We start from the raw sequence: 21,212 nt of genomic DNA, 5'->3' as shown, positions 1-21,212 counted from the left end.
AGAGCAAAACTTAAAGGTCAAACCCAATATTAACCCCTAATTTATTAGCAATTAAATTGGTAATTCGTTGTTTAACCTCTGGTATTCTAACGCTTTCTAAAACGGTATTTGCAAATGCAAACATTAGTAAACCTTTCCCTTCTTTTTCTGGAATACCACGTTGTTGCATGTAGAATAATGCATCATCATCTAACTGACCAATAGTACAACCATGAGAACATTTTACATCATCTGCAAAAATTTCTAATTGCGGTTTTGCATTAATCGTTGCTTTATCACTTAATAAAACATTGTTGTTTTGTTGGTATGCATTTGTTTTCTGAGCTTCTTTATTTACAATCACTTTTCCATTAAAAACAGATGTTGATCTTTCATCATAAATACCCTTGTAATCTTGATGAGATTCGCAATTTGGTTCAATATGATGCACTAAAGTATGATGATCTATATGTTGTTTTCCTTTACTAATGGTAATTCCTTTTAAGATAGAATCAATGTATTCTCCCTTTTGATAAAAGTTTAAATTGTTTCTGGTAATATTTCCTCCAAAAGAAAAAGTATGCACAGAAACAACACTTTTAGACTGTTGTTCTATATAAGAGTTATCAACTAAAGAAGCTGTAATTTCATCATCCTGAATTTTATAAATATCTACAGTTGATGAGGTATCAGCATACACTTCTGTAACAGCATTTGTTAATACTGCGTTACTTGTTAAACTTTGATGACGTTCTATAATTTGAACATGAGAATTCTCTCCAACAACAACTAAATTTCTTGGCTGAACCATTGTTGCAGATTGTGCACCTGTAGTAAAGTTAATAATTTGAATTGGTTTTTTAACCTCAGTATTTTTTGGAATATTTATATATGCACCTTCTGTTGCAAATGCGGTATTTAACGATGTTAAATTGTCTTGCTTTGCAATTTTATTGAAGTATTTATCAATAACTGGCTTGTATTTAAGACTGTTTAAGGCAGAAGACATTAAACAAACATCATAATTTTCATGCGTAGTTTGTGATAAAAAAGAGCTGTATTTACCATTGATAAAAATAACTTTATAAGAATCTATTTCATGGATAAAGTATTTTTTTACGTCCGATAATTCAATCGCTTCAATTTTATCTGGAAATAAACTATAATCTTGCTTTAAAACAGAGTTTAAAGAAGTGTATTTCCAAGCTTCTAACTTTTTGGTTGGAAAACCTAAATTTTCAAAATTTTGTAGTGCTTTAGAGCGTACTTCATGCACATCAGAATTTGTATCTAATTTGTCTTCAAAAGCAATGTATGATGATAATAATTTGTCTTTTAATTCCATTTTTTATAAGTTTCAGGTTTAAAGTTTTTTTGTTTCAAGTTATTGCTTACTTAAATTTATTTCCTTTAAAATCTTTTTTATTTAAATAGCCGATAAAATTCGCTATTCTTTTACTTAAACTTTCACACTCAATAATTAAACTTTTTAATTGTTCTTCAGAAATATATTCTGAATCAAAAAGTCTGTAAGATTGAGAGCGTGTTTCTCCTGCAGAACCTTTTGCTATTGATAAAAATTGTCTAAATTCTAAGTTCCCATCTCTTTCAAAACCTTCTGCAATGTTATCCATTATAGAACCAGAAGATGCTTTTATTTGATCTTTAAAACGATAATCATTTTTTAAATCTGTAGTTTTAGAAATAAGAATAATTTGTTGAGATAATTTTCTGGCCAATTGCCATATTTTTAAATCTTCGAATTTTCTTATAGTTGCCAAAACTTGAAACTTTTAAACAATAGAAACTTAAAATATTTTTAAACCAACTCTTGTTTAATCCAATCATATCCTTTTGCTTCTAATTCTAAAGCTAAAGAAGCATCTCCACTTTTTACTATTTTACCATCGTGTAAAACGTGTACAAAATCTGGCACTATATAATCTAATAAACGTTGATAGTGTGTAATTACAATAACAGCATTGTCTTTAGATTTTAGTTTATTTACGCCATTTGCAACAATACGAAGTGCATCAATATCTAAACCAGAATCTGTTTCATCCAAAATGGCTAATTTTGGTTCTAACATAGCCATTTGAAAAATTTCGTTACGCTTTTTTTCTCCACCAGAAAAACCTTCGTTTAAAGATCTTGATAAGAATTTACGGTCTATTTCTAGCAATTCAGATTTTTCACGAATCATTTTTAACATGTCTTTTGCAGGCATGTCTTCTAAACCTTTGGCTTTACGCGTTTCGTTAATGGCTGTTTTAATAAAGTTAGTGACAGAAACTCCAGGAATTTCTACAGGATATTGAAACGATAAAAACACCCCATTGTGTGCTCTTTCTTCAGGAGCTAATTCGCTAATATCTTCTCCATTTAATTCAATAGATCCAGCAGTAACTTCATAATCCTCTTTTCCTGCAATGATGTTTGCTAAAGTACTTTTCCCTGCACCATTAGGTCCCATAATTGCATGTACTTCACCTGCATTTACTGCTATATTTAATCCTTTTAAAATTGATTTTCCATCAATTTCTGCTTGTAAATTTTCTATTTTTAACATGATAATTTTGTGTAATCGTGTAAATGTTTATTTGTGTAATTGTATTTCTAAATTTTAATTTAACTATTTAAGCGATTCAACGAATAAACAATTAAACAGATAAAATTCATAGAATTTTATCCTACAGAACCTTCCAAAGAAATCTCTAATAATTTTTGAGCTTCCACTGCAAATTCCATTGGCAATTTATTTAATACCTCTTTACTAAATCCGTTTACAATTAATGCAATTGCTTTTTCAGTATCAATACCACGTTGGTTACAGTAAAATAATTGTTCCTCACCAATTTTACTTGTAGTTGCTTCGTGTTCTATTTGGGCCGATTTATTTTTAGCTTCTATATAAGGAAACGTGTGTGCTCCACATTCATTACCCATTAATAAAGAATCACATTGAGAAAAATTACGGGCATTTTCTGCTCTTGCATTTATCTGAACCAATCCTCTATATGAGTTTTGAGATTTTCCTGCGGATATTCCTTTGGAAATAATGGTAGACTTGGTATTTTTACCTAAGTGAATCATTTTTGTTCCAGTATCAGCTTGCTGGAAATTGTTTGTAACAGCAATTGAATAAAATTCTCCAACAGAATTATCACCCTTTAAAACACAAGATGGATATTTCCATGTTACAGCAGAACCAGTTTCTACTTGTGTCCAAGAAATTTTTGCGTTTTTTTCACACAAACCTCTTTTGGTTACAAAATTATAAACTCCACCTTTTCCTTGTTTATTTCCAGGATACCAGTTTTGTACGGTAGAATATTTTATTTCTGCATCGTCCATTGCAATTAATTCTACAACAGCTGCATGTAATTGATTTTCATCTCTACTTGGTGCTGTACAACCTTCTAAATATGATACATAACTACCCTTGTCTGCAACAACTAATGTTCTTTCAAACTGTCCTGTTCCACCTTCATTAATTCTAAAGTATGTTGATAATTCCATCGGGCATTTTACACCTTTAGGAATGTAACAGAAAGATCCATCAGAAAAAACGGCAGAATTTAGTGCTGCATAAAAGTTATCTTTTGTTGGCACAACAGTTCCTAAATATTTTTTAACCAATTCTGGATGTTCTTGAATTGCTTCTGAAATTGGCATAAAAATAATTCCTTTTTCGCCCAATGTTTTCTTAAAAGTAGTAGCTACAGAAACAGAATCCATTACAATATCTACAGCAACATTAGCTAGCTTTTTTTGTTCGTCCAAAGATATTCCTAAACGTTTAAACGTGTCTAATAATTCTGGATCTACTTCATCCAAAGAATTCAATTTAGGCTTCTTTTTAGGAGCAGAATAATAAGCAATATCCTGAAACTTTGGTTTTTCATAATGCACATTTGCCCATTCTGGTTCTTCCATTTGTTCCCAAACTCTAAAAGCCTCTAAACGCCATTCAGTCATCCATTCTGGTTCGTTTTTCTTTTTAGAGATTGCTCTTACAACCTCTTCATTTAAACCTACAGGGAAAGTATCGCTTTCTATATCTGTATAAAACCCATATTTGTATTCTTGAGTTTTTAATTCTTCTTCTAGTTGTTCTTCAGTATACTTCATTTTTAGTTTGTAATGTTTAAAAGTTGAAAGTTTGTAAAGTTTAGGATGTTATAAAATTGACTGTAGGTATTTTAATAAACCACTTATCAATTTAGAAACTTCGTTTACTTTTAACTTTAACTCATCAAATTCATTTTTACTAATATATTTTATGTCAAAAGCTAAATATAACTGTGAACGAACTTCGCCAGCAGATGCTTTAGCTATGTATAAAAACCTTATAAATTCTTTTGAAGTCTGTCTTTCAAAACCTTCAGCAATATTTGAAGATATAGAAACAGACGCTCTTCTTATTTGATCTTTTAATCCAAAATCTTTATTAAAAAGATTGTTAGAATTAGTTACTTTATAAATGTCTACGTTTAATTCTCTTGCTTTTTGCTAAGAAATAATTTCTTCAAAAGAACTAAATTTTGCCATTTATTTTTTAATTTTTGTTTTCAATCAACTTTAAAAACTTTTTTACTTTCTACTTTATAAACTAAAACTCTCCCCACAACCACAAGTTCTATTTGCATTTGGGTTGTTAAAAACAAAACCTTTTCCGTTTAAACCTCCAGAATATTCTAAAGTAGTTCCTACTAAATATAAAAAACTCTTTTTATCAACGATTAATTTAACATCATTTTGTTCAAAAATTTTATCGTCGTCACTTTTTTTATTGTCAAAAGTTAAATCATAAGACAACCCTGAACAACCACCACTTTTTACACCAACTCTTACAAAATCTGTACTTGCGTTAAAGCCATCATCAGTCATTAGTTCTATGACTTTTTTCTTTGCTGTGTCTGAAACCTTTATCATAATTTTAAATAGATTAAATCTAAATTGAATACAAATATACAATATAAGTCGAATAAAAACAGCAAACTTTCATTATCAAACTTAATAAAAGAATTGGTTTTATTTATTGTGGTTTTTAAGTGTGATTTTTTGATGAAATGATAAAAAAAAGGATCATATAAACTAAAAAAGTTGTCATTTCAAACAGTGTGAGAAATCATATAACATTGATAACACAAAACCGAGCAACTTTATGCGTTTTCTCCCAAAAATTCGAAAAGACAAAAATTATTCAATTTCTCATTCTAAAAGATTTTTTTCAGGTTACTAATTATTATGAAAAATCCTTTCAGGATGACAAACAGTATGTTAAAATTGAATATTAATTTTCACTTTCTAATTCTAAAACCTTCTGCAACATTTTATCATCTTGATGCATAATTCTATAAAATCCAACATCACCAAAAAGTGTATTTGCAATCGATGCTTTTAAATATTTTTTAACACTCAGTTTTGTTTTAGCTTTAGGTTTGGGAGCATCTTTTATATCAAATAAAAATGTATCTAATATTTTTTCATCAGCATCAAACGCATCAACAAAAGTATTTATAGTCCATTTTTGTAAAGATTTTCTATTATTATCAACATAGTTAAACGCAAAATCTTGTACAGCATTAAAATAGAAATTAGATATGTAATAAGTTGTATCTATTGCAACAAAAATATCAGGAATTATACCTCCACCACCATAAACTATTTTTCCTTTAGGAGTTGTAAATTTTAAAGAATCTACAACTTTTATACTATCTCTATTTAATAATTCTCCACTAGAAATTCTATTTTGATAATCTGTGTAATACTCTTTGTTTCCATTACTATTATAAGGTTTTTGGATAGATCGACCAGTTGGAGTGTAATAACGAGCTGTTGTTAAACGTACTGCAGAGCCATCCCCTAAATCCATTTCTATTTGCACCAAACCTTTCCCAAAAGAACGTCGTCCAATAATGGTTCCTTTATCATTATCTTGCAAAGCTCCTGCAACAATTTCAGATGCAGATGCAGAGTTTTCATCAATTAAAACATACAAGCCACCTTTTTCAAAATCTCCATCAGAAGTTGCAAAAGATTCTTCAATTTTATTCTTATTATTTTTAGTAAAAACAATCAGTTTGTCTTCTTCTAAAAACTCATCAATAATACTGTTTGCAATGTCTATAAAACCACCACCATTTCCACGTAAATCTAACACTAAATCGGTCATTCCATTATCAACCAAAGTGTTTAAAGAAGTTTTAAATTCGCTAAAAGTGTTTCTAGCAAAACGATCTAATTTAATATAACCTACAGAGTCGTTAATCATATATGCCAAATCAACACTTTTAATATTTACTTTTCCACGAGTAATATCAATTGTAAAAAGTGAATCTGTACTTTTTCTATAAATTTGAAGAGCAACTTTAGTGTTTGGTTCTCCTTTTAAGTAATTAGGAACATTATCACTAACTATTTTTTTGCCAAACAACGTGTCTTTATTTGCCATTAAAATACGGTCTCCAGCTTTTATGCCAGCTTTAATACTTGGCCCACCTTTTATAGGTTGAATCACTGTAATAGAATCATTGATCATTCTAAATTGTACACCAATTCCCACAAAATTACCTTGCATATTTTCTTTTACAGCTTGCAAGTTTTCTCTGGGAATATATACAGAATGTGGATCTAATTTACCTAACATTTGTGTTATAGCACCATCTAATAAGTTATCTGTATTTACAGTATCTACGTAGTCTTTTTCAATAAAATTAATTAGTTTTTTTATCTTTTTTTCTTGCGATGCATTTTTACTTAATGATATTATATTTGTTGGACTTCCGTTTAATGAAGCACCAATAATAACACCAATAACAACAGCAATAGAAAAATAAATGGGAAGATTGTTATTCTTATTCATAAGGTAAATGCATAATTTCTACACCTGCTTTTTCTAAAAAATCGATGCCAGATAAGTCTTTATAAGAATTGGCAAAAACAACACGTTTTATACCTGCTTGATGAATTAATTTACTACATTGTGTACATGGAGAAAGTGTAATGTATAAGGTGGCTCCTTTTGCAGATTGGGTAGAAGACGCAACCTTTAAAATGGCATTGGCTTCTGCGTGTAAAACTTCCCATTTTGTAGCTCCATTTTCATCCTCACAACAATTATCAAAACCTGTGGGTGTTCCGTTAAAACCATCAGAAATAATCATTCTGCCTTTAACAATTAGTGCACCCACTTGTTTGCGTTTACAATGTGATAGTTTTCCCCATTCAAAAGCCATTTTTAAATAAGCTTTATCGTATTTTAATTGCTTTATTTCTGTCATTATTGCAAAATTAGAGAGATTTGAAGAAATAAGACGTTAATAATTAGATAATTTTTTTTGGGCGTTTCCTAAAGGTCGGGCTTTCACTACTCGCTTCATGCTAAAAAGCGTGAGACCTCAAACAATTAGCCTGTCTTGAGCTTAGTCGAAAGATTCAATCCCTAACGCAGCTTGTTTAAATAAATGAGATGTTTACAAATACAAGGGGTTTAAACCCATTGTATAAAAGATAAAAATAGATATATTTTTTCTACCAAAAAACTCTATCCAACATCATTTGTATGGCAAAACCAATCACTATAGATGAGTAAACTAAAACCCAATCTCTTCTGGTAACTCTAAAAAAGTTTTGTAAAATAGTACCAATTATTAAAATACCTAACACAATAATAATTTGAGCAGCTTCAATACCCAAAGCAAATTCTAACAAAGGTAAAAGTTTGTCTTCTTCTTTGCCAATCATCATTTTAAAATAATTAGAAAAACCTAAACCATGAATAAAGCCAAAAAATACGGCGAAAATTAAGTTGATATTTTGTTTTCCTGAAGCAGAACTTTTAGCAGTTAAAACGTTCATAAAACCAGTGATAAAAATAGTAACAGGAATTAAAAACTCTATCAATTTCATATTTACTTTAAGAACCCCATAAGCAGAAAGAGCCAAGGTTGCACAATGCCCAATTGTAAATAAAGTAACCAACCAAAACACTTTTTTAAATTGATTAAAGCTAAAAACAACAGTCAAAACAATCAAAAATAAAATATGATCATAGGCTGTAAAATCTAGCACATGATCAAGACCCATTTCAAAATAAAGTAAAAAATCGTCCATTAAAAAAAATAATTAAGTGATTTTCAAAGATATTAAAAATGGCAATCGAATTAAAATTTAAATACACTATTAATAATTCTGATTGCTATATTTTAAATAATATCAAATTTATGAGGATTCCTTCTTAAAAATCAATAATAATTAAATGAATACGTAAATACTCTTTGTAGAATTACTTATAATTAAGTAAATATACTTAGTTTTGTATTTTAAATACGTAGTTATGAAAACAATTATTGTAGTTGGTAATGGAATGGTAGGTTACAAGTTTTGCGAAAAATTTGTAGTCCAATCAAAAAGTAAAGATTTTAAAATCGTTGTTTTTGGTGAAGAGCCCAGACCTGCTTATGACCGAGTTCATTTAAGCGAATTTTTTGAAAATCAAGATGCAAAAGCTTTAGAAATGGCTCCTGCAGAATGGTACAAAGAAAACAATATCGATTTAATTGTTGATGAAAGAGTTTCTGAAATTAATAGAAAATCTAAAGTAATTACAACAGCAAAAGATAGAGAGTTTTCTTACGATTACTTAGTTTTAGCTACTGGTTCATCTGCTTTTGTACCACCAATTAAAGGGGTAGAAAAAGAAGGTGTTTTTGTATATAGAACTATAGAAGATTTAGAAGGTATGTTAAGTTATGCTGCTAAATTAAAAGCAAAAAACCCAAATGCAAGAGCAGCAGTTTTAGGTGGGGGTTTATTGGGTTTAGAAGCTGGTAAAGCAGTTATGGACATGGGATTAGAGCCTCATATTGTTGAGTTTGCTTCTAAATTAATGCCAAGACAATTAGACTCTAGAAGTAGTAGTGTTTTACAGTTAAAATTAGAATCTATTGGGTTAAATATTCACTTAAATAAAGCAACCAATCAAATTTTAGGTGATGATTCTATCATAGGAATGGAGTTTGGTGAAGATGATATTTTAGATGTAGAAATGTTAGTAGTTTCTGCTGGTATTAGACCAAGAGATGAATTGGGTAAAGTTTCTGGTTTAGAAATGGGTGTTAGAGGAGGAATTGTTGTGAACAACAAAATGCAAACATCAGATCCAACTATTTTTGCTATTGGAGAAGTTGCTTTGTACAACCAAATGATTTATGGTTTGGTGGCTCCAGGTTATGATATGGCAGATGTTGCAGTAAATCAAATTATAGGTAATACAGAAAAATTAATGCCTGCAGAGATTGATATGTCTACCAAATTAAAATTAATTGGGGTAGATGTAGCAAGTTTTGGAGAGCCTTTTATGCCAGCATCTAAAGGACATTCTGTTATTTTTGAAAATAAAACACAACATTTATATAAAAGAATTAATGTTAGTTTGGATGGTAAATCTTTGTTAGGAGGAATCTTAGTAGGTGATGCATCTGACTATAATATGTTGCACCAAGTATTTTTAAACGGAATGCCAATTCCAGAAGATGCAGCACAATTAATATTACCAGCAACAGAAGGTGGTGCTTTTGGTAGTGCCTTAGATTTACCAGATGAAGCTCAAATTTGTTCTTGTGAAAATGTAAGTAAAGGTCAAATTTGTGGTGCAATAAAAGATGGTTCTTGTGAGGATTTAGCAGGTGTTATTTCATTAACAAAAGCAAGTACAAGTTGTGGTGGTTGTAAGCCAATGGTTACAGATTTGGTAAACGAAACCTTAAAATCTTTAGGTAAAACAGTTAAAAATGTTATTTGTGAGCATTTTGATTATAGCAGACAAGAATTATACGGAATTATAAAAGCCAAAAAACTAACTTCTTATAATGAAGTGTTAGATTCTTGTGGATCTGGTCATGGTTGTGAAACTTGTAAACCCTTAGTTTCTTCCATTTTTGCGAGTCTATACAATGTAACACCAAATAAAGAAGATGTTACACAAGATACTAACGATAAATTTTTAGCCAACATTCAGCGAAACGGAACCTATTCTGTAGTGCCAAGAATTGCTGGTGGAGAAATTACACCAGAAGGTTTAATTGTTTTGGGTAAAATTGGTGCTAAATATAACTTATATACAAAAATTACTGGTGGTGCTCGTATTGATTTTTTTGGGGCTCAGTTAAATGATTTGCCAGCAATTTGGAAAGAATTAATAGATAATGGTTTTGAAAGCGGTCATGCGTATGGAAAATCATTAAGAACTGTAAAAAGTTGTGTAGGTTCTACTTGGTGTAGATATGGTTTAGATGAAAGTGTTTCTTTTGCCATCGAATTAGAAAATAGGTATAAAGGATTGCGTTCTCCGCATAAAATTAAAGGAGGCGTTTCTGGTTGTATTAGAGAATGCGCAGAGGCAAGAGGTAAAGATTTTGGTATAATTGCTGTAGAAGGTGGTTGGAATTTATATGTTGGTGGAAATGGTGGAGCAACCCCAAGACACGCTCAATTATTAGCAGAACAAATAGATAATGAAACTGTTATTAAATACTTAGATCGTTATTTAATGTACTACATACAAACTGCTGCTCCTTTAATGAGAACTGCTGCTTGGTTAGATAAATTAGAAGGAGGTATTGAACAATTAAAAAAAGTAGTAATTGATGATAGCCTTTCTATTGTTGAAGATTTAGAAAAGGAAATGCAATTTTTAGTAGACGCTTATGAATGTGAGTGGAAACAAGCCATAGAAAACGAAGAAACAAAAAAACGTTTTCAGCATTTTGTAAATTCAGATGACAGAGATGATAATTTAGTATTTGTGCCTCTACGCGATCAAAAAATGCCAGAACATTGGAAAAATTAATAGTACTAAGACATGGATTTTAAAAGTTGTTACAAAAAAATGGGTTAGCCCATTTTATAAGTAGTTAGATTGAACTAAAGTTGTTTTTTAAATTTTGTAAAACTCAAGAAATCTGTGTCTTTTTTTTTAATGTTTAGTAAAAAAATAAAATAAATATATGAATACAATACTTTCTCAATATAAAACAACTGCAATAAACGATGTAAATGTTTGGTTTAAAGCAGGTGCTGTGTCAGATTTTTTTGAAAACGGTGGTGGATGTATAAAATATAAAGGAAAACAAATTGCTGTTTTTAATTTTAGTAGAACAAAACAATGGTTTGCTTGTCAAAATGTTTGTCCTCATAAAATGGAAATGGTATTGTCTAGAGGAATGTTAGGAGACGATAAAGGAGTTCCTAAAGTGGCTTGTCCGCTTCATAAAAAAACATTTTCTTTAGAAACGGGTGAGAATTTAAATGGAGATTTAGATGCTATTGCTACCTATCCTGTTAAAATAGAAGCAGAAAATGTGTATATTGGCTTCTCAGAATAACTACACAAATTATTTTAAATGAAGCCAACAAGATTTGAAACTGCTATTGCACTTATTGATATAAAAAATGCTGAAGATCCTAATACTTATCAAGTTGCTGGTATAGCCTATTCTAAAGAGTTGTTGTACTCTCAAAGAATGTCAAGAAAATTATTGCAATTTGATCCAAACGCATCAAAAGCACTTCAAATTGCGGTAAGAGCACATCATATTTGCCGTTGGAAAATTGGCAGAAAAGAATATCCAATGGATAGAGTTGGGTATTTAAAATGGCGAGAAGAGTTAAAGAAAATGCACGCCAATATTACTGGAGAAATTTTAGAACAAGTTGGTTTTGATGCTCAATTTATAAATCGTGTTCAAAAGATTATCTTAAAAAGACTCATCAAAAAAAATGAAGAATCCCAAGCATTAGAAGATATTATTTGTTTGGTATTTTTAGATTATTATTATGATGAATTTGCTGCAAAACATACTGATGAAAAAATTATTGATATTCTTAAAAAAACTTGGGTAAAAATGTCTGATAAAGGACATGAAGCTGCCTTAAAAATTTCATTTTCAGAAAAAGGTATGGCATTGGTAAAACAAGCAATTTCTTGATAAATAGTTAAAACCCATTTTAAAGACTTAAAAAACGAATAACCCATTATTTTACAATGACAAAAATCGGCAATTCATTAGACCAAAGAACGTTTAATAAATTAAGTCGTTTATATATTATTGCTCTAAGTACCATTGCATTTTCTGTAATTATTAGTCAGGTTTTAGTTCGTAATCACTTAAAAAAACAACAAAGTGATTCTACTGTAATAAATGTTGCTGGTAGACAGCGAATGTTGAGTCAGAAATTAACCAAAGAAATAGTTTCTCTTTCTGTTTCTGTTGATGAAAAACAAAGAAATCAACTTAAAAAAAACATTCAAAAAACACTCCATTTGTGGAGGATATCCCATAAATCTCTTCAAAAAGGAAATGATAGTTTAGGGCTTCCTAAGCAAAATAGTGCTTTAATAAAAAGTAAGTTTGTTACTATTAATCCTGTTTTTAATACCATTGAAAAAGCATCAACAGTAATACTTCAAAAATTAGAAAAGAATCCTTTAATTGCTATTGATGATTTAACTCTTTATATAAAAGAAGTAACCAATAATGAAGGTTCTTTTTTATTACTAATGGATGATATTGTAAATCAATACAATATTGAAGCAGATGAAAAAGTAGCATGGTTAAGAAAGTTAGAATTATTTTTAATGATTTTAACTTTGTTAATTCTTTTAGGCGAGTTTTTATTTATCTTTTGGCCAACAGCAAAATCTGTAAAGGCAACATTAACGCAATTATTATCCGCAGAAAAAAAAGCGAAAATGATGGCTTTTGATGCAGATGAATTAAGTGTTTCTAAAGAAAAATCAATTAGAGAATTACGAGCATTAAGTCAGGCAATGGATGAAACGTTATTGTTTGCAAGAATTTCTTCTAACGGAAATTTAATTCATATTGGTAAAAAATTTTCACGCTTATTTAGGTATTCTAAATTTAAGAAAGAAAATTTCTTTTGGAATGTTTTGTCTACCAATGAAAATGAGCAATTGTTGATTGAAGATTTAATCAATCAAAATAAAAAAACAGGTTGGCAAGGAGAAGTGAAAACAACCATAAAAGGGGGGCAAACAATTTGGTTAGAAATGTCTATAGTTCCATTTAGACCTACAGAAGAAAAGTTTGAATTATTAATTATTGCCTCTGAAATTACAGATAGAAAAGCAGGACAATTAGAAATTGAAAGACTCACAAAAGAAAGTTTTGAAGAGAAAATGAGTCAGCAAAAAATAATATCAAGTAAAATTATTGAAAACCAAGAAAAAGAGCAAAACAGAATAGCGAAAGATGTGCATGATGGTATTGGGCAAATGCTTACTGGTTTAAAATACAATTTAGAAAGTATTAATGTTGATGATATTGAGAAAACAAGCTTTAAAATTGAGCATTTAAAAGAGCTAACAACCAGTATTATAAAAGGGGTAAGAACCGCTACTTTTAATTTAACGCCCCCAGAATTATCAGATCATGGAATTGTACCTGCAATTAACAAATTAACAAGAGAGTTGGGTAAGCTAACTGGTAAAGAAATTATATTTTTTAATAAAACGGATTTTAATAATCGTTTAGATTCTTTGGTAGAAATTAATATTTATAGAATTGTACAAGAAGCTATTAACAACGCTATTAAATATGCAGATTCTTCACATATTTTAGTCTCACTTTCTCACAGTGCAACTATGTTAAGCATTAACATTGATGATGATGGAAACGGTTTTGAACCATCAAAAGTTAAAAAAGTTAAAAATGGAGATGGAGGAATGGGAATGACGTTTATGAAAGAACGTATTACATATATTGAAGGTCGTTTATTCTTAAACTCTCAATTAGGTAAAGGAACAAGAGTTACTTTGAATATTCCTATTTAGAAAAAAAAACCATCTTAATCTTCTCTAATGGAAGAAACGCTCCTGTTTTAGTTGTATTGCTTTTTTTGACCCACAACGTTTGTCGCTTCGACGTTAGGAGAAGTCTCATAACAGTGCTAAAGTAAGAGTGTTTTTATTATGAGATTTCTCCCAAAAGGTCGAAGTAACAAAGACTACCCAATAAATACGTAGTTCTACTTAAATTCCTTATTTTTGTATGTATAATTTTAGTTTTTTATTATGATAAATATAGTTTTAGCAGACGACCATGTTTTGGTAAGAAATGGTATAAAAGCACTTTTAGAAGATCAAACAGGAATTACTGTGATTGATGAAGCTTCTAATGGAAAAGAAGCTTTAGAGGTAATATCAAAAAGTAAACCTCATGTTTTAATTATTGATATTCGTATGCCAGAAATGAATGGAATTGAGGCAGTTGCAGAAATAAAAAAAAATAAAATTGATGTAAAAACTTTAGTGCTTTCTATGCATGATTCTGAAGAGTATGTAGTAAAAGCTATACAAGCAGGAGCTGATGGGTATTTATTAAAAGGAGCAAGTAAAGAAGAATTTTTAAAAGCAGTAAATAAGGTTGCTACTGGAGGTAAATATTTTACAGGCGATGTATCAACCATTATTATGAATAATTTTGTGAGTGGAACTACAATAAATATAGATGCTCCAAAACAAACTTTAAAAGAACTCCCTTTTAAATTAACAAAAAGAGAAAGACAAATACTTACTTTAGTTTTAGAATTAAAAAATAACAAAGATATTGCTGATGAATTATCTATTAGCAAACGTACTGCTGAAGTGCATCGTTTTAACTTAATGAAAAAGTTAGAAGCTAAAAATCTTCAAGAATTGACTAGCAGAGCTAAAGAATATAAATTGATCTAAGTTTTTAATTATTTCTCATTTTCTTTCTATCGATATTTTAACCAGATTTTTAAGGATTCTTTAAATTATCATTTAGGAATTATCAAATACCTAAATCTTATAAAAAAATAAGTATTTTTAATATAAAATTAAGTATTTATACTTAATTTTGATATTGTAATCTCGCTTTTTATTGGGTTACGTATAATTTGAAATATATTTAAAACCACTGTCTTAAAATGATAAAAAATGAAATTAAAACAACCTGTTCTTATTGTGGTGTTGGTTGTGGAATTATCGTAAAAAAAGATAGTAACAACAAAGTTTTTGTTGAAGGAGATAAAGAACATCCTGTAAATAAAGGGCTTTTATGTTCTAAAGGGATGAATTTGCATTATGTGGCAAATGATACATCAGACAGAATTTTATATCCAGAAATGCGTTGGAGTCGTTCTCATCCTAGAGAACGTGTAAGTTGGGATACTGCTTTAGATAGAGCAGCGAATGTTTTTAAATCCATCATAAAAAAACATGGTCCAGATTCAGTAGCATTTTATGTGTCAGGACAAAGTTTAACAGAAGAATATTACATTGCAAATAAATTAACCAAGGGTTTTTTAGGAACCAATAATATAGATACCAACTCGCGTTTATGTATGAGTTCTGCTGTAGTGGGTTATAAAAAAACTTTTGGTGAAGATAGTGTGCCAGTTTCTTATGAAGATATAGATTTGGCAGATTGCTTTTTAATAGCAGGTGCAAACCCTGCTTGGTGTCATCCTATTTTATTTAGACGAATAGAAAAACGAAAAGAGGAAAATTCGGATGTTAAAATTATTGTAATCGATCCTCGTAAAACAGATTCTGCAAAATTTGCAGATTTACATTTACAATTAATACCAGGAACAGATATAATTTTACAAAATGCTATTGGTAGATGTTTGTATAAAAGTGGTTTAATTGATGATGATTTTATAAAAAATCATACACAAGGTTTTGATGCCTATAAAAAATTAATTTTCGAAACTTCTCTAAAAAAAGCATCAAAATTATGTGGTGTTCCAGAAAAACAGATCCAAGAAGCTGCAAAAATAATTGGTTTATCTAAAGGATTTATCAGTATGTGGGCAATGGGTTTAAACCAAAGTGTTATTGGTACAGATAAAAATACGTCACTGTTAAACTTATCTTTAATTACAGGTCAGGTTGGTAAACCTGGTGCTGGTCCTTTTTCTTTAACAGGACAACCAAATGCAATGGGAGGAAGAGAAGTTGGAGGAATGGCAAATTTATTAGCAGTTCATAAAGACTTAAATAATGAAGAACATAGAAGAGAAGTTGCACAATTTTGGGGGGTCGATAAAATATCTCCAAACCCTGGTCTAACAGCAACAGAATTGTTTGATGCTTTAGAAGATGGAAAAGTAAAAGCAGTTTGGATAGCCAGTACAAATCCTTTGGTAAGCATGCCAAATTCTAATCAAATAGAAAAGGCCATGGCAAAATCTAAATTTGTAGTTGTACAAGAAATATCGCACAAAGCAGATACTTTAGAATATGCAGATTTAGTTTTACCTGCAGCAGCTTGGTTAGAAAAAGAAGGAACCATGACCAATTCTGAAAGAAGAATTTCTTACCTACCAAAAGAAATTGAAGCACCAGGAGAAGCAAGACCAGATGTAGAAATTTTTTGCGATTTTGCCCAAAGAATGGGTTTTAGAGGGTTTGATTTTAATGGAGCTGATGAAATTTATGATGAATATGCCTCTATGACAAAAGGCACAAACATAGATGTTTCTTTTTTAAATTATGATCGTTTAAAAAACGAAGGCACTTTTCAATGGCCTGTAAATGAATACAGAAGTAAAGGAACTCCACGTCTTTTTGAGGATAAAATTTTTTATACACCATCACAAAAAGCAATTTTTAATATTCCTTCAACTCTGCAAAATACTTCATCACCAACAAATGATAATTTCCCGTTGATTTTAACAACAGGTCGTATTAGAGATCAATGGCATACCATGACCAAAACAGGTAAAGTAGCTCGTTTAAAAACACATTATCCAAAACCTGTTTTAGAAATTAATCCTGTAGATGCATTTTTAAGTAAAATTAAAGATGGAGATATCACAGAAATAAAAAGTAAAAATGGTGCTGTTAGAGTCCGTGCAAAAATTACAGATGAAATTAGGCAAGGTGTTGTTTTTTTACCAATGCATTGGGGTAAAATATTAAAAAGCAACTTAAATAGAGCCAATAATTTAACAAACACAGATATAGATCCTGTATCTAAAGAGCCCGATTTTAAATATACAGCAGTTGCTGTCTCTAAATATAAAAAAGAAAAAGAAAAAATAGTAATTGCAGGAGCAGGTGCAGCAGCTTTTCGTTTTTTACAGAATTATAGAGATAATAATGAGTTAGATGAAATTCATGTTTTTTCTATGGAAAAAAACTTGTTTTACAATCGCGTTTTGTTACCAGAATATATTACTGAAGAACTTTCTTGGGAACAGCTTTTAAAAATTAAAAATGCAGAATTAAGCAAATTAAATATTAATATTCATTCAGAAACCATTATTGATAAAATTGATAAAGAAAATAAAACAGTAACAGATTCTAATGGAAAAATTCACACTTTTGATAAGTTAATTTTAGCTACAGGGAGTAGGCCATTTATTCCTAAAGATGTTCAAATAGATTTGCCAGGTCGTTTTACAATGCGTAATAAAACAGATGCAGATAATTTTAAAAATTATTTAGACAATACAGGTTTACCACCAGAAGAACAACATGTAGTAATTGTTGGTGGAGGATTGTTAGGTTTAGAATTGGCTGCAGCCATGAAGCACAAAAATGTAAAAATAACCATTGTGCAAAGAGCATCAAGATTAATGGAAAGACAGTTAGATAAAATTTCTAGTAAATTATTGTCTTTAGATGTGCAAGAAAGAGGTATTCAAATTTATTTTGATAATGAAGTAAGTACTGTTTTTGATGATGAAGAAACAGGTGAATTAACCATTAATTTACGATCGGGTAAATACATTACAGCCAATGCAATTGTGTATGCAATTGGTACTCAGCCAAATATAGAAATCGCGAAGAATAACGGAATAATTTGTGGACGAGGAGTAAAGGTTAATCAACATTTACAATCTTCAGATTCAGCTATTTTTGCCATTGGAGAAATTGCTGAATTTGAAAATAAATTATTTGGTATTACTTCTGCTGCAGAAGAACAAGCAGGTATTTTAGCTAATTTTATTGCAGGAGATATTAGTGAAGCTTATAAAGGTTCTGTGTTAATGAATATTTTAAAATTTAACGATTTAAATTTGTGTAGTATTGGAGATATTTCAGTTCCTGATAACGACCCAAGTTACGAAGAAATTATTTTTACAGATATTTCTAAACGATATTATAAAAAATGTATTGTAAAAGACGATTTGTTGATTGGTGCTGTTTTAGTAGGTGATAAAAACGAGTTTGCAGAGTTTAAAACACTTATTGAGAGTAAAATTGAAATGTCTGATAAACGTGATACTTTATTAAGAGGTAGCTCTAATGATACACCAATATTAGGTGAATTGGTTTGTTCTTGTAGTCAAGTTGGTGTTGGTAATCTAGAAGAAGAAATTGCAAAAGGATGTACAAATTTTACAGAATTATGTAAAAAAACAGGTGCTGGTTTAGGGTGTGGAAGCTGTAAAACAGAAGTAAGAGAAATATTGAATAACGCAAAAGTAAGTGTATGAGTTATCAACTAAATAGAATTATTGTAAAAGGTGGTGTTTTATCTCCTGGAGAACTAAAGTATATTTGCGAATCTGTAGAAAGTTTAGGCTTAAAAACAATTTCTTTTGGCTCTAGACAAGATATTTTATTACCAAAAAAAACAAAAACAAAAGATTTATCTCAGTTTGATAAATTGACCATTCTTGGTACAGAAGAGTTTGGTGTAGAAAATATTGTTTCGTCTTACGTCTGTGCAGATATTTTTCCAAGTACATCTTGGTTAACAGGCGATCGATATTTATATCTTTTAGAGCAATTTCGCTCAAAATCTAAATTAAAAATTAATTTAACAGACCCTAAACAACGTTTAGTTCCGCTTTTTACTGGGCACATTAATTTTATTGCTTCAGAACATGAAGATTATTGGTATTTGTATGTGAGACTTCCAGATTGGAAAAAAGCAGAAATGTATCCTGCATTAATATATAGTTGGGATTTAGAAAAAATAGAAATAGCTATTGAAAACAGTCTTCAAGAAGAACCAGAAAATATAGAAACCATTTTTGAGTTGGTTAGTGATGCAATAGATACCAATAATAGAACTGTAGACAAACCCTTAGAAGTTCCTTTTTATCCTTTTCCTTATTTTGAAGGGATGAACAAAATTGGAGTGGATAAATATTGGTTAGGTTTGTATTGGAGAAACAATAAATATGATATTTCTTTTTTGAAAGAAATGTGTGAATTGTGCTCTGAAAATAAAATAGGTAAAATTTCTATTACACCTTGGAAATCATTTGTAGTAAAAGGGATTCCCAAGGAATCTAAACTGGTTTGGGAAAAGTTTTTAGGCAAGAGAGGAATCAATGTTCGCCATTCTATGTTAGAGTTAAATTGGCACATTCCTGTAGCAGATAAAGAAGCTTTAAATTTAAAAAAATATTTAGTATCTAATTTCGATCAAAATGATATAAGTACTTATGGTTTAACTTTCGGAATTACAGATTATAACAAAGCGTTTAATTATTTTACATCGATTGTTGTTGAAAAAAATAAGCAACCAAAAATGATTGAAAGTTTTCAAACAAGAGATACTTTTAATTTATTGTATGCAAAAAATTTTGATCCAAATACAAGAAATTATATTACCCACGTTCAAGATGTAGATAAAGTTGAGTTACCAGGTTTGTTAATGGAATTAAGTCAGTTGTATTTTGATAAACTAGGAAGTGAAATAGAGAAAGAGGCAGAGCCAGAAATTCAAAAAGAAATTATAGCGTTAAAAGTATATCAATGTAAAGATTGTTTTACAATTTACGATGAAGCTTTTGGAGATGTTACTCAAAATATTGCTCCAAAAACAATTTTTAATGATTTACCAGAAAACTATGAATGCTCACTTTGTGAAGCCTCTAAAAGTAGTTTTGAAAAAGTAGTTTTAGTAAAATAGTTTTAAAAATATGCCAATTTTAGAGAACCACTTATTATCAAAAGAAATAGCAAAAGCATGTAAAAATGAAAACTGTTTAGTTCATAAATATCAAAAATTACTCCTTAATAATTTAGAGTCAGATAGAACGCTTCTTAAAACCAAAAAAGGACAACAATTTATTATTGAAGGAGCCCCTGTAAATGGTTTGTTTTTTATTAAAAAAGGAATTGTAAAAGTTTTTAGAACAGGTATTAATGGAAAAGAACAAATTGTTCGTTTTGCAAACGATTGTGAAATTATAGGACATCGTGGTTTTGGTACGCAAGAGTATTATTCTATTGGTGCAACAACTTTAAAAGATACAGAATTATATTACTTTTCTAAAGAATATCTTCAAAAATTACTATTAGACAATCCATCTTTTTCTTATGATATGATGCTCTTTTATGCCAACGAATTAAACAGAAGTGAATCTAAAGTAAAGTCTATTTCTCAAATGACGGTTAGAGAACGTGTTATTGATACCTTATTGTATATCAACAGAAAATTTGGCGAATTAAAAGGGTATTTAAACCTTCCATTAAGTAGAAAAGAATATGCAGATTATGCAGGCACAACTGAAGAGCAGGTTATTAGAATATTTTCTTTGCTTAAAAAAGAAGGCTTAATTACTGCTAAAGGAAAAAAGATTGGTATAACTAATCTTCAAAACTTAAAAAATGAAATTAGTGAACATAATTTCTATTTAGATTCTTAAATTAATAGAAAATTTAATTTTAGACTCTTCAGGTTTTCAAAGCCTGAAGGGTCTTTTTTTTTGTTATAAATTTTTTATGATTTAATGATTACACAAAGTTTTCACGCTGAAAGGGTCTCAGCCAAGAGTAAACGAACCATTAAAGATTCCTAAAGGAATGACAAACTTTGTGTTCACACACAAATTCTGTTTAACCACATCAATTTTGTCATTTCTGCTTTAGAGAAATGACATAAAATTACTTAGTGTTTTGTGAGTTTCTGGTTTGATTCTCCACACAGTTTTCTCACGCTGAAAGGGTCTCAGCCAAGAGTAAACGAACCATTAAAGATTCCTAACGGAATGACAAACTTTGTGTTTACACATAAATTCTTTTTAACCACATGAATTTTGTCATTTCGACCTTAGGAGAAATCACATAAAGTGAGTCAACTTTGTGTTCTCATCTAGTGTGAGACCCTTTCAGTGAGACAAAACATTGCAGAAATAAAATACTAAGTAGCTATCTAAGTTAAAAAATAAGTATATTTTTTTATTTTAACATACTGTTTGTTAAGTTTTTA

At 29.8% G+C, this 21,212-nt stretch carries 16 protein-coding genes and 1 pseudogene; 8 read left to right on the top strand and 9 right to left on the bottom strand.

What is annotated here, in order from left to right; all coding sequences use genetic code 11:
* Nucleotides 1–10: 10 nt before the first annotated feature.
* The 9 genes and pseudogenes from sufD to Q0731_RS01270 all read right to left on the bottom strand — a co-directional run bounded on the left by sufD (nt 11) and on the right by Q0731_RS01270 (nt 8,097).
* The gene (sufD, locus tag Q0731_RS01310; RefSeq protein ID WP_299058914.1) at nt 11–1,324 is read right to left on the bottom strand and encodes a Fe-S cluster assembly protein SufD; all 1,314 of its coding nucleotides are present in this window, start codon (nt 1,322–1,324) and stop codon (nt 11–13) included.
* Nucleotides 1,325–1,370: 46 nt separating this feature from the next.
* Complete coding sequence (locus Q0731_RS01305) at nt 1,371–1,760, bottom strand: four helix bundle protein (protein ID WP_299058912.1); 390 nt, start codon at nt 1,758–1,760, stop codon at nt 1,371–1,373.
* Nucleotides 1,761–1,798: 38 nt separating this feature from the next.
* The gene (sufC, locus tag Q0731_RS01300; RefSeq protein WP_299058911.1) at nt 1,799–2,548 is read right to left on the bottom strand and encodes a Fe-S cluster assembly ATPase SufC; all 750 of its coding nucleotides are present in this window, start codon (nt 2,546–2,548) and stop codon (nt 1,799–1,801) included.
* A 116-nt stretch (nt 2,549–2,664) separates the two neighbouring features.
* Nucleotides 2,665–4,110: a Fe-S cluster assembly protein SufB gene (sufB, locus tag Q0731_RS01295; protein WP_299058909.1), complete on the bottom strand. Its 1,446-nt coding sequence runs from the start codon at nt 4,108–4,110 to the stop codon at nt 2,665–2,667.
* Between the two features lie 48 nt (nt 4,111–4,158).
* Nucleotides 4,159–4,479, bottom strand: a pseudogene (locus tag Q0731_RS01290) (four helix bundle protein); the annotation flags it as partial.
* Between the two features lie 105 nt (nt 4,480–4,584).
* Nucleotides 4,585–4,914: an iron-sulfur cluster assembly accessory protein gene (locus Q0731_RS01285; RefSeq protein WP_299058907.1), complete on the bottom strand. Its 330-nt coding sequence runs from the start codon at nt 4,912–4,914 to the stop codon at nt 4,585–4,587.
* Between the two features lie 361 nt (nt 4,915–5,275).
* On the bottom strand, nt 5,276–6,847 hold the full coding sequence (locus tag Q0731_RS01280; RefSeq protein WP_299058905.1) for a S41 family peptidase: 1,572 nt from the start codon (nt 6,845–6,847) through the stop codon (nt 5,276–5,278).
* A complete protein-coding gene (locus Q0731_RS01275; protein ID WP_299058903.1) occupies nt 6,840–7,265 on the bottom strand; it encodes a dCMP deaminase family protein in 426 nt (141 codons plus the stop codon). Before Q0731_RS01275 ends, Q0731_RS01280 begins: the two co-directional genes overlap by 8 nt.
* A 250-nt stretch (nt 7,266–7,515) precedes the next feature.
* Nucleotides 7,516–8,097, bottom strand: coding sequence for a HupE/UreJ family protein (locus Q0731_RS01270; RefSeq protein WP_299058901.1), 582 nt, complete (start codon nt 8,095–8,097; stop codon nt 7,516–7,518).
* A 223-nt stretch (nt 8,098–8,320) separates the two neighbouring features.
* On the opposite strand from Q0731_RS01270, the gene nirB reads away from it, so the two are divergent.
* From nirB to Q0731_RS01230, 8 genes are all read left to right on the top strand, one after another.
* Entirely contained in the window at nt 8,321–10,834 is a 2,514-nt protein-coding gene (gene nirB, locus Q0731_RS01265; RefSeq protein WP_299058899.1) for a nitrite reductase large subunit NirB, read from the top strand.
* A gap of 157 nt (nt 10,835–10,991) precedes the next feature.
* Complete coding sequence (gene nirD, locus Q0731_RS01260; RefSeq protein ID WP_299058897.1) at nt 10,992–11,369, top strand: nitrite reductase small subunit NirD; 378 nt, start codon at nt 10,992–10,994, stop codon at nt 11,367–11,369.
* Nucleotides 11,370–11,387: 18 nt separating this feature from the next.
* Nucleotides 11,388–11,972 (top strand): DUF4202 domain-containing protein, encoded by a 585-nt coding sequence (locus Q0731_RS01255; protein ID WP_299058895.1) that lies wholly within the window; start codon nt 11,388–11,390, stop codon nt 11,970–11,972.
* A 56-nt stretch (nt 11,973–12,028) separates the two neighbouring features.
* Nucleotides 12,029–13,840, top strand: coding sequence for a type IV pili methyl-accepting chemotaxis transducer N-terminal domain-containing protein (locus Q0731_RS01250; protein WP_299058893.1), 1,812 nt, complete (start codon nt 12,029–12,031; stop codon nt 13,838–13,840).
* Between the two features lie 240 nt (nt 13,841–14,080).
* Nucleotides 14,081–14,740 (top strand): response regulator transcription factor, encoded by a 660-nt coding sequence (locus Q0731_RS01245; protein WP_299058891.1) that lies wholly within the window; start codon nt 14,081–14,083, stop codon nt 14,738–14,740.
* Nucleotides 14,741–14,958: 218 nt separating this feature from the next.
* Entirely contained in the window at nt 14,959–18,480 is a 3,522-nt protein-coding gene (locus tag Q0731_RS01240; RefSeq protein WP_299058889.1) for a nitrate reductase, read from the top strand.
* Nucleotides 18,477–19,910, top strand: coding sequence for a rubredoxin (locus tag Q0731_RS01235; protein WP_299058887.1), 1,434 nt, complete (start codon nt 18,477–18,479; stop codon nt 19,908–19,910). The genes Q0731_RS01240 and Q0731_RS01235 overlap by 4 nt, the downstream gene beginning before the upstream one ends.
* Before the next feature lie 10 nt (nt 19,911–19,920).
* Nucleotides 19,921–20,649 carry a Crp/Fnr family transcriptional regulator gene (locus tag Q0731_RS01230; protein WP_299058885.1) on the top strand — a complete coding sequence of 243 codons (729 nt, stop codon included), beginning with the start codon at nt 19,921–19,923 and terminating at the stop codon, nt 20,647–20,649.
* The last annotated feature ends 563 nt before the right edge of the window (nt 20,650–21,212 follow it).

It is taken from the genome of uncultured Polaribacter sp. (assembly GCF_947497695.1).
Taxonomy (GTDB): Bacteria; Bacteroidota; Bacteroidia; order Flavobacteriales; family Flavobacteriaceae; genus Polaribacter.
This window is presented reverse-complemented; position numbering and strand designations above follow the sequence as displayed.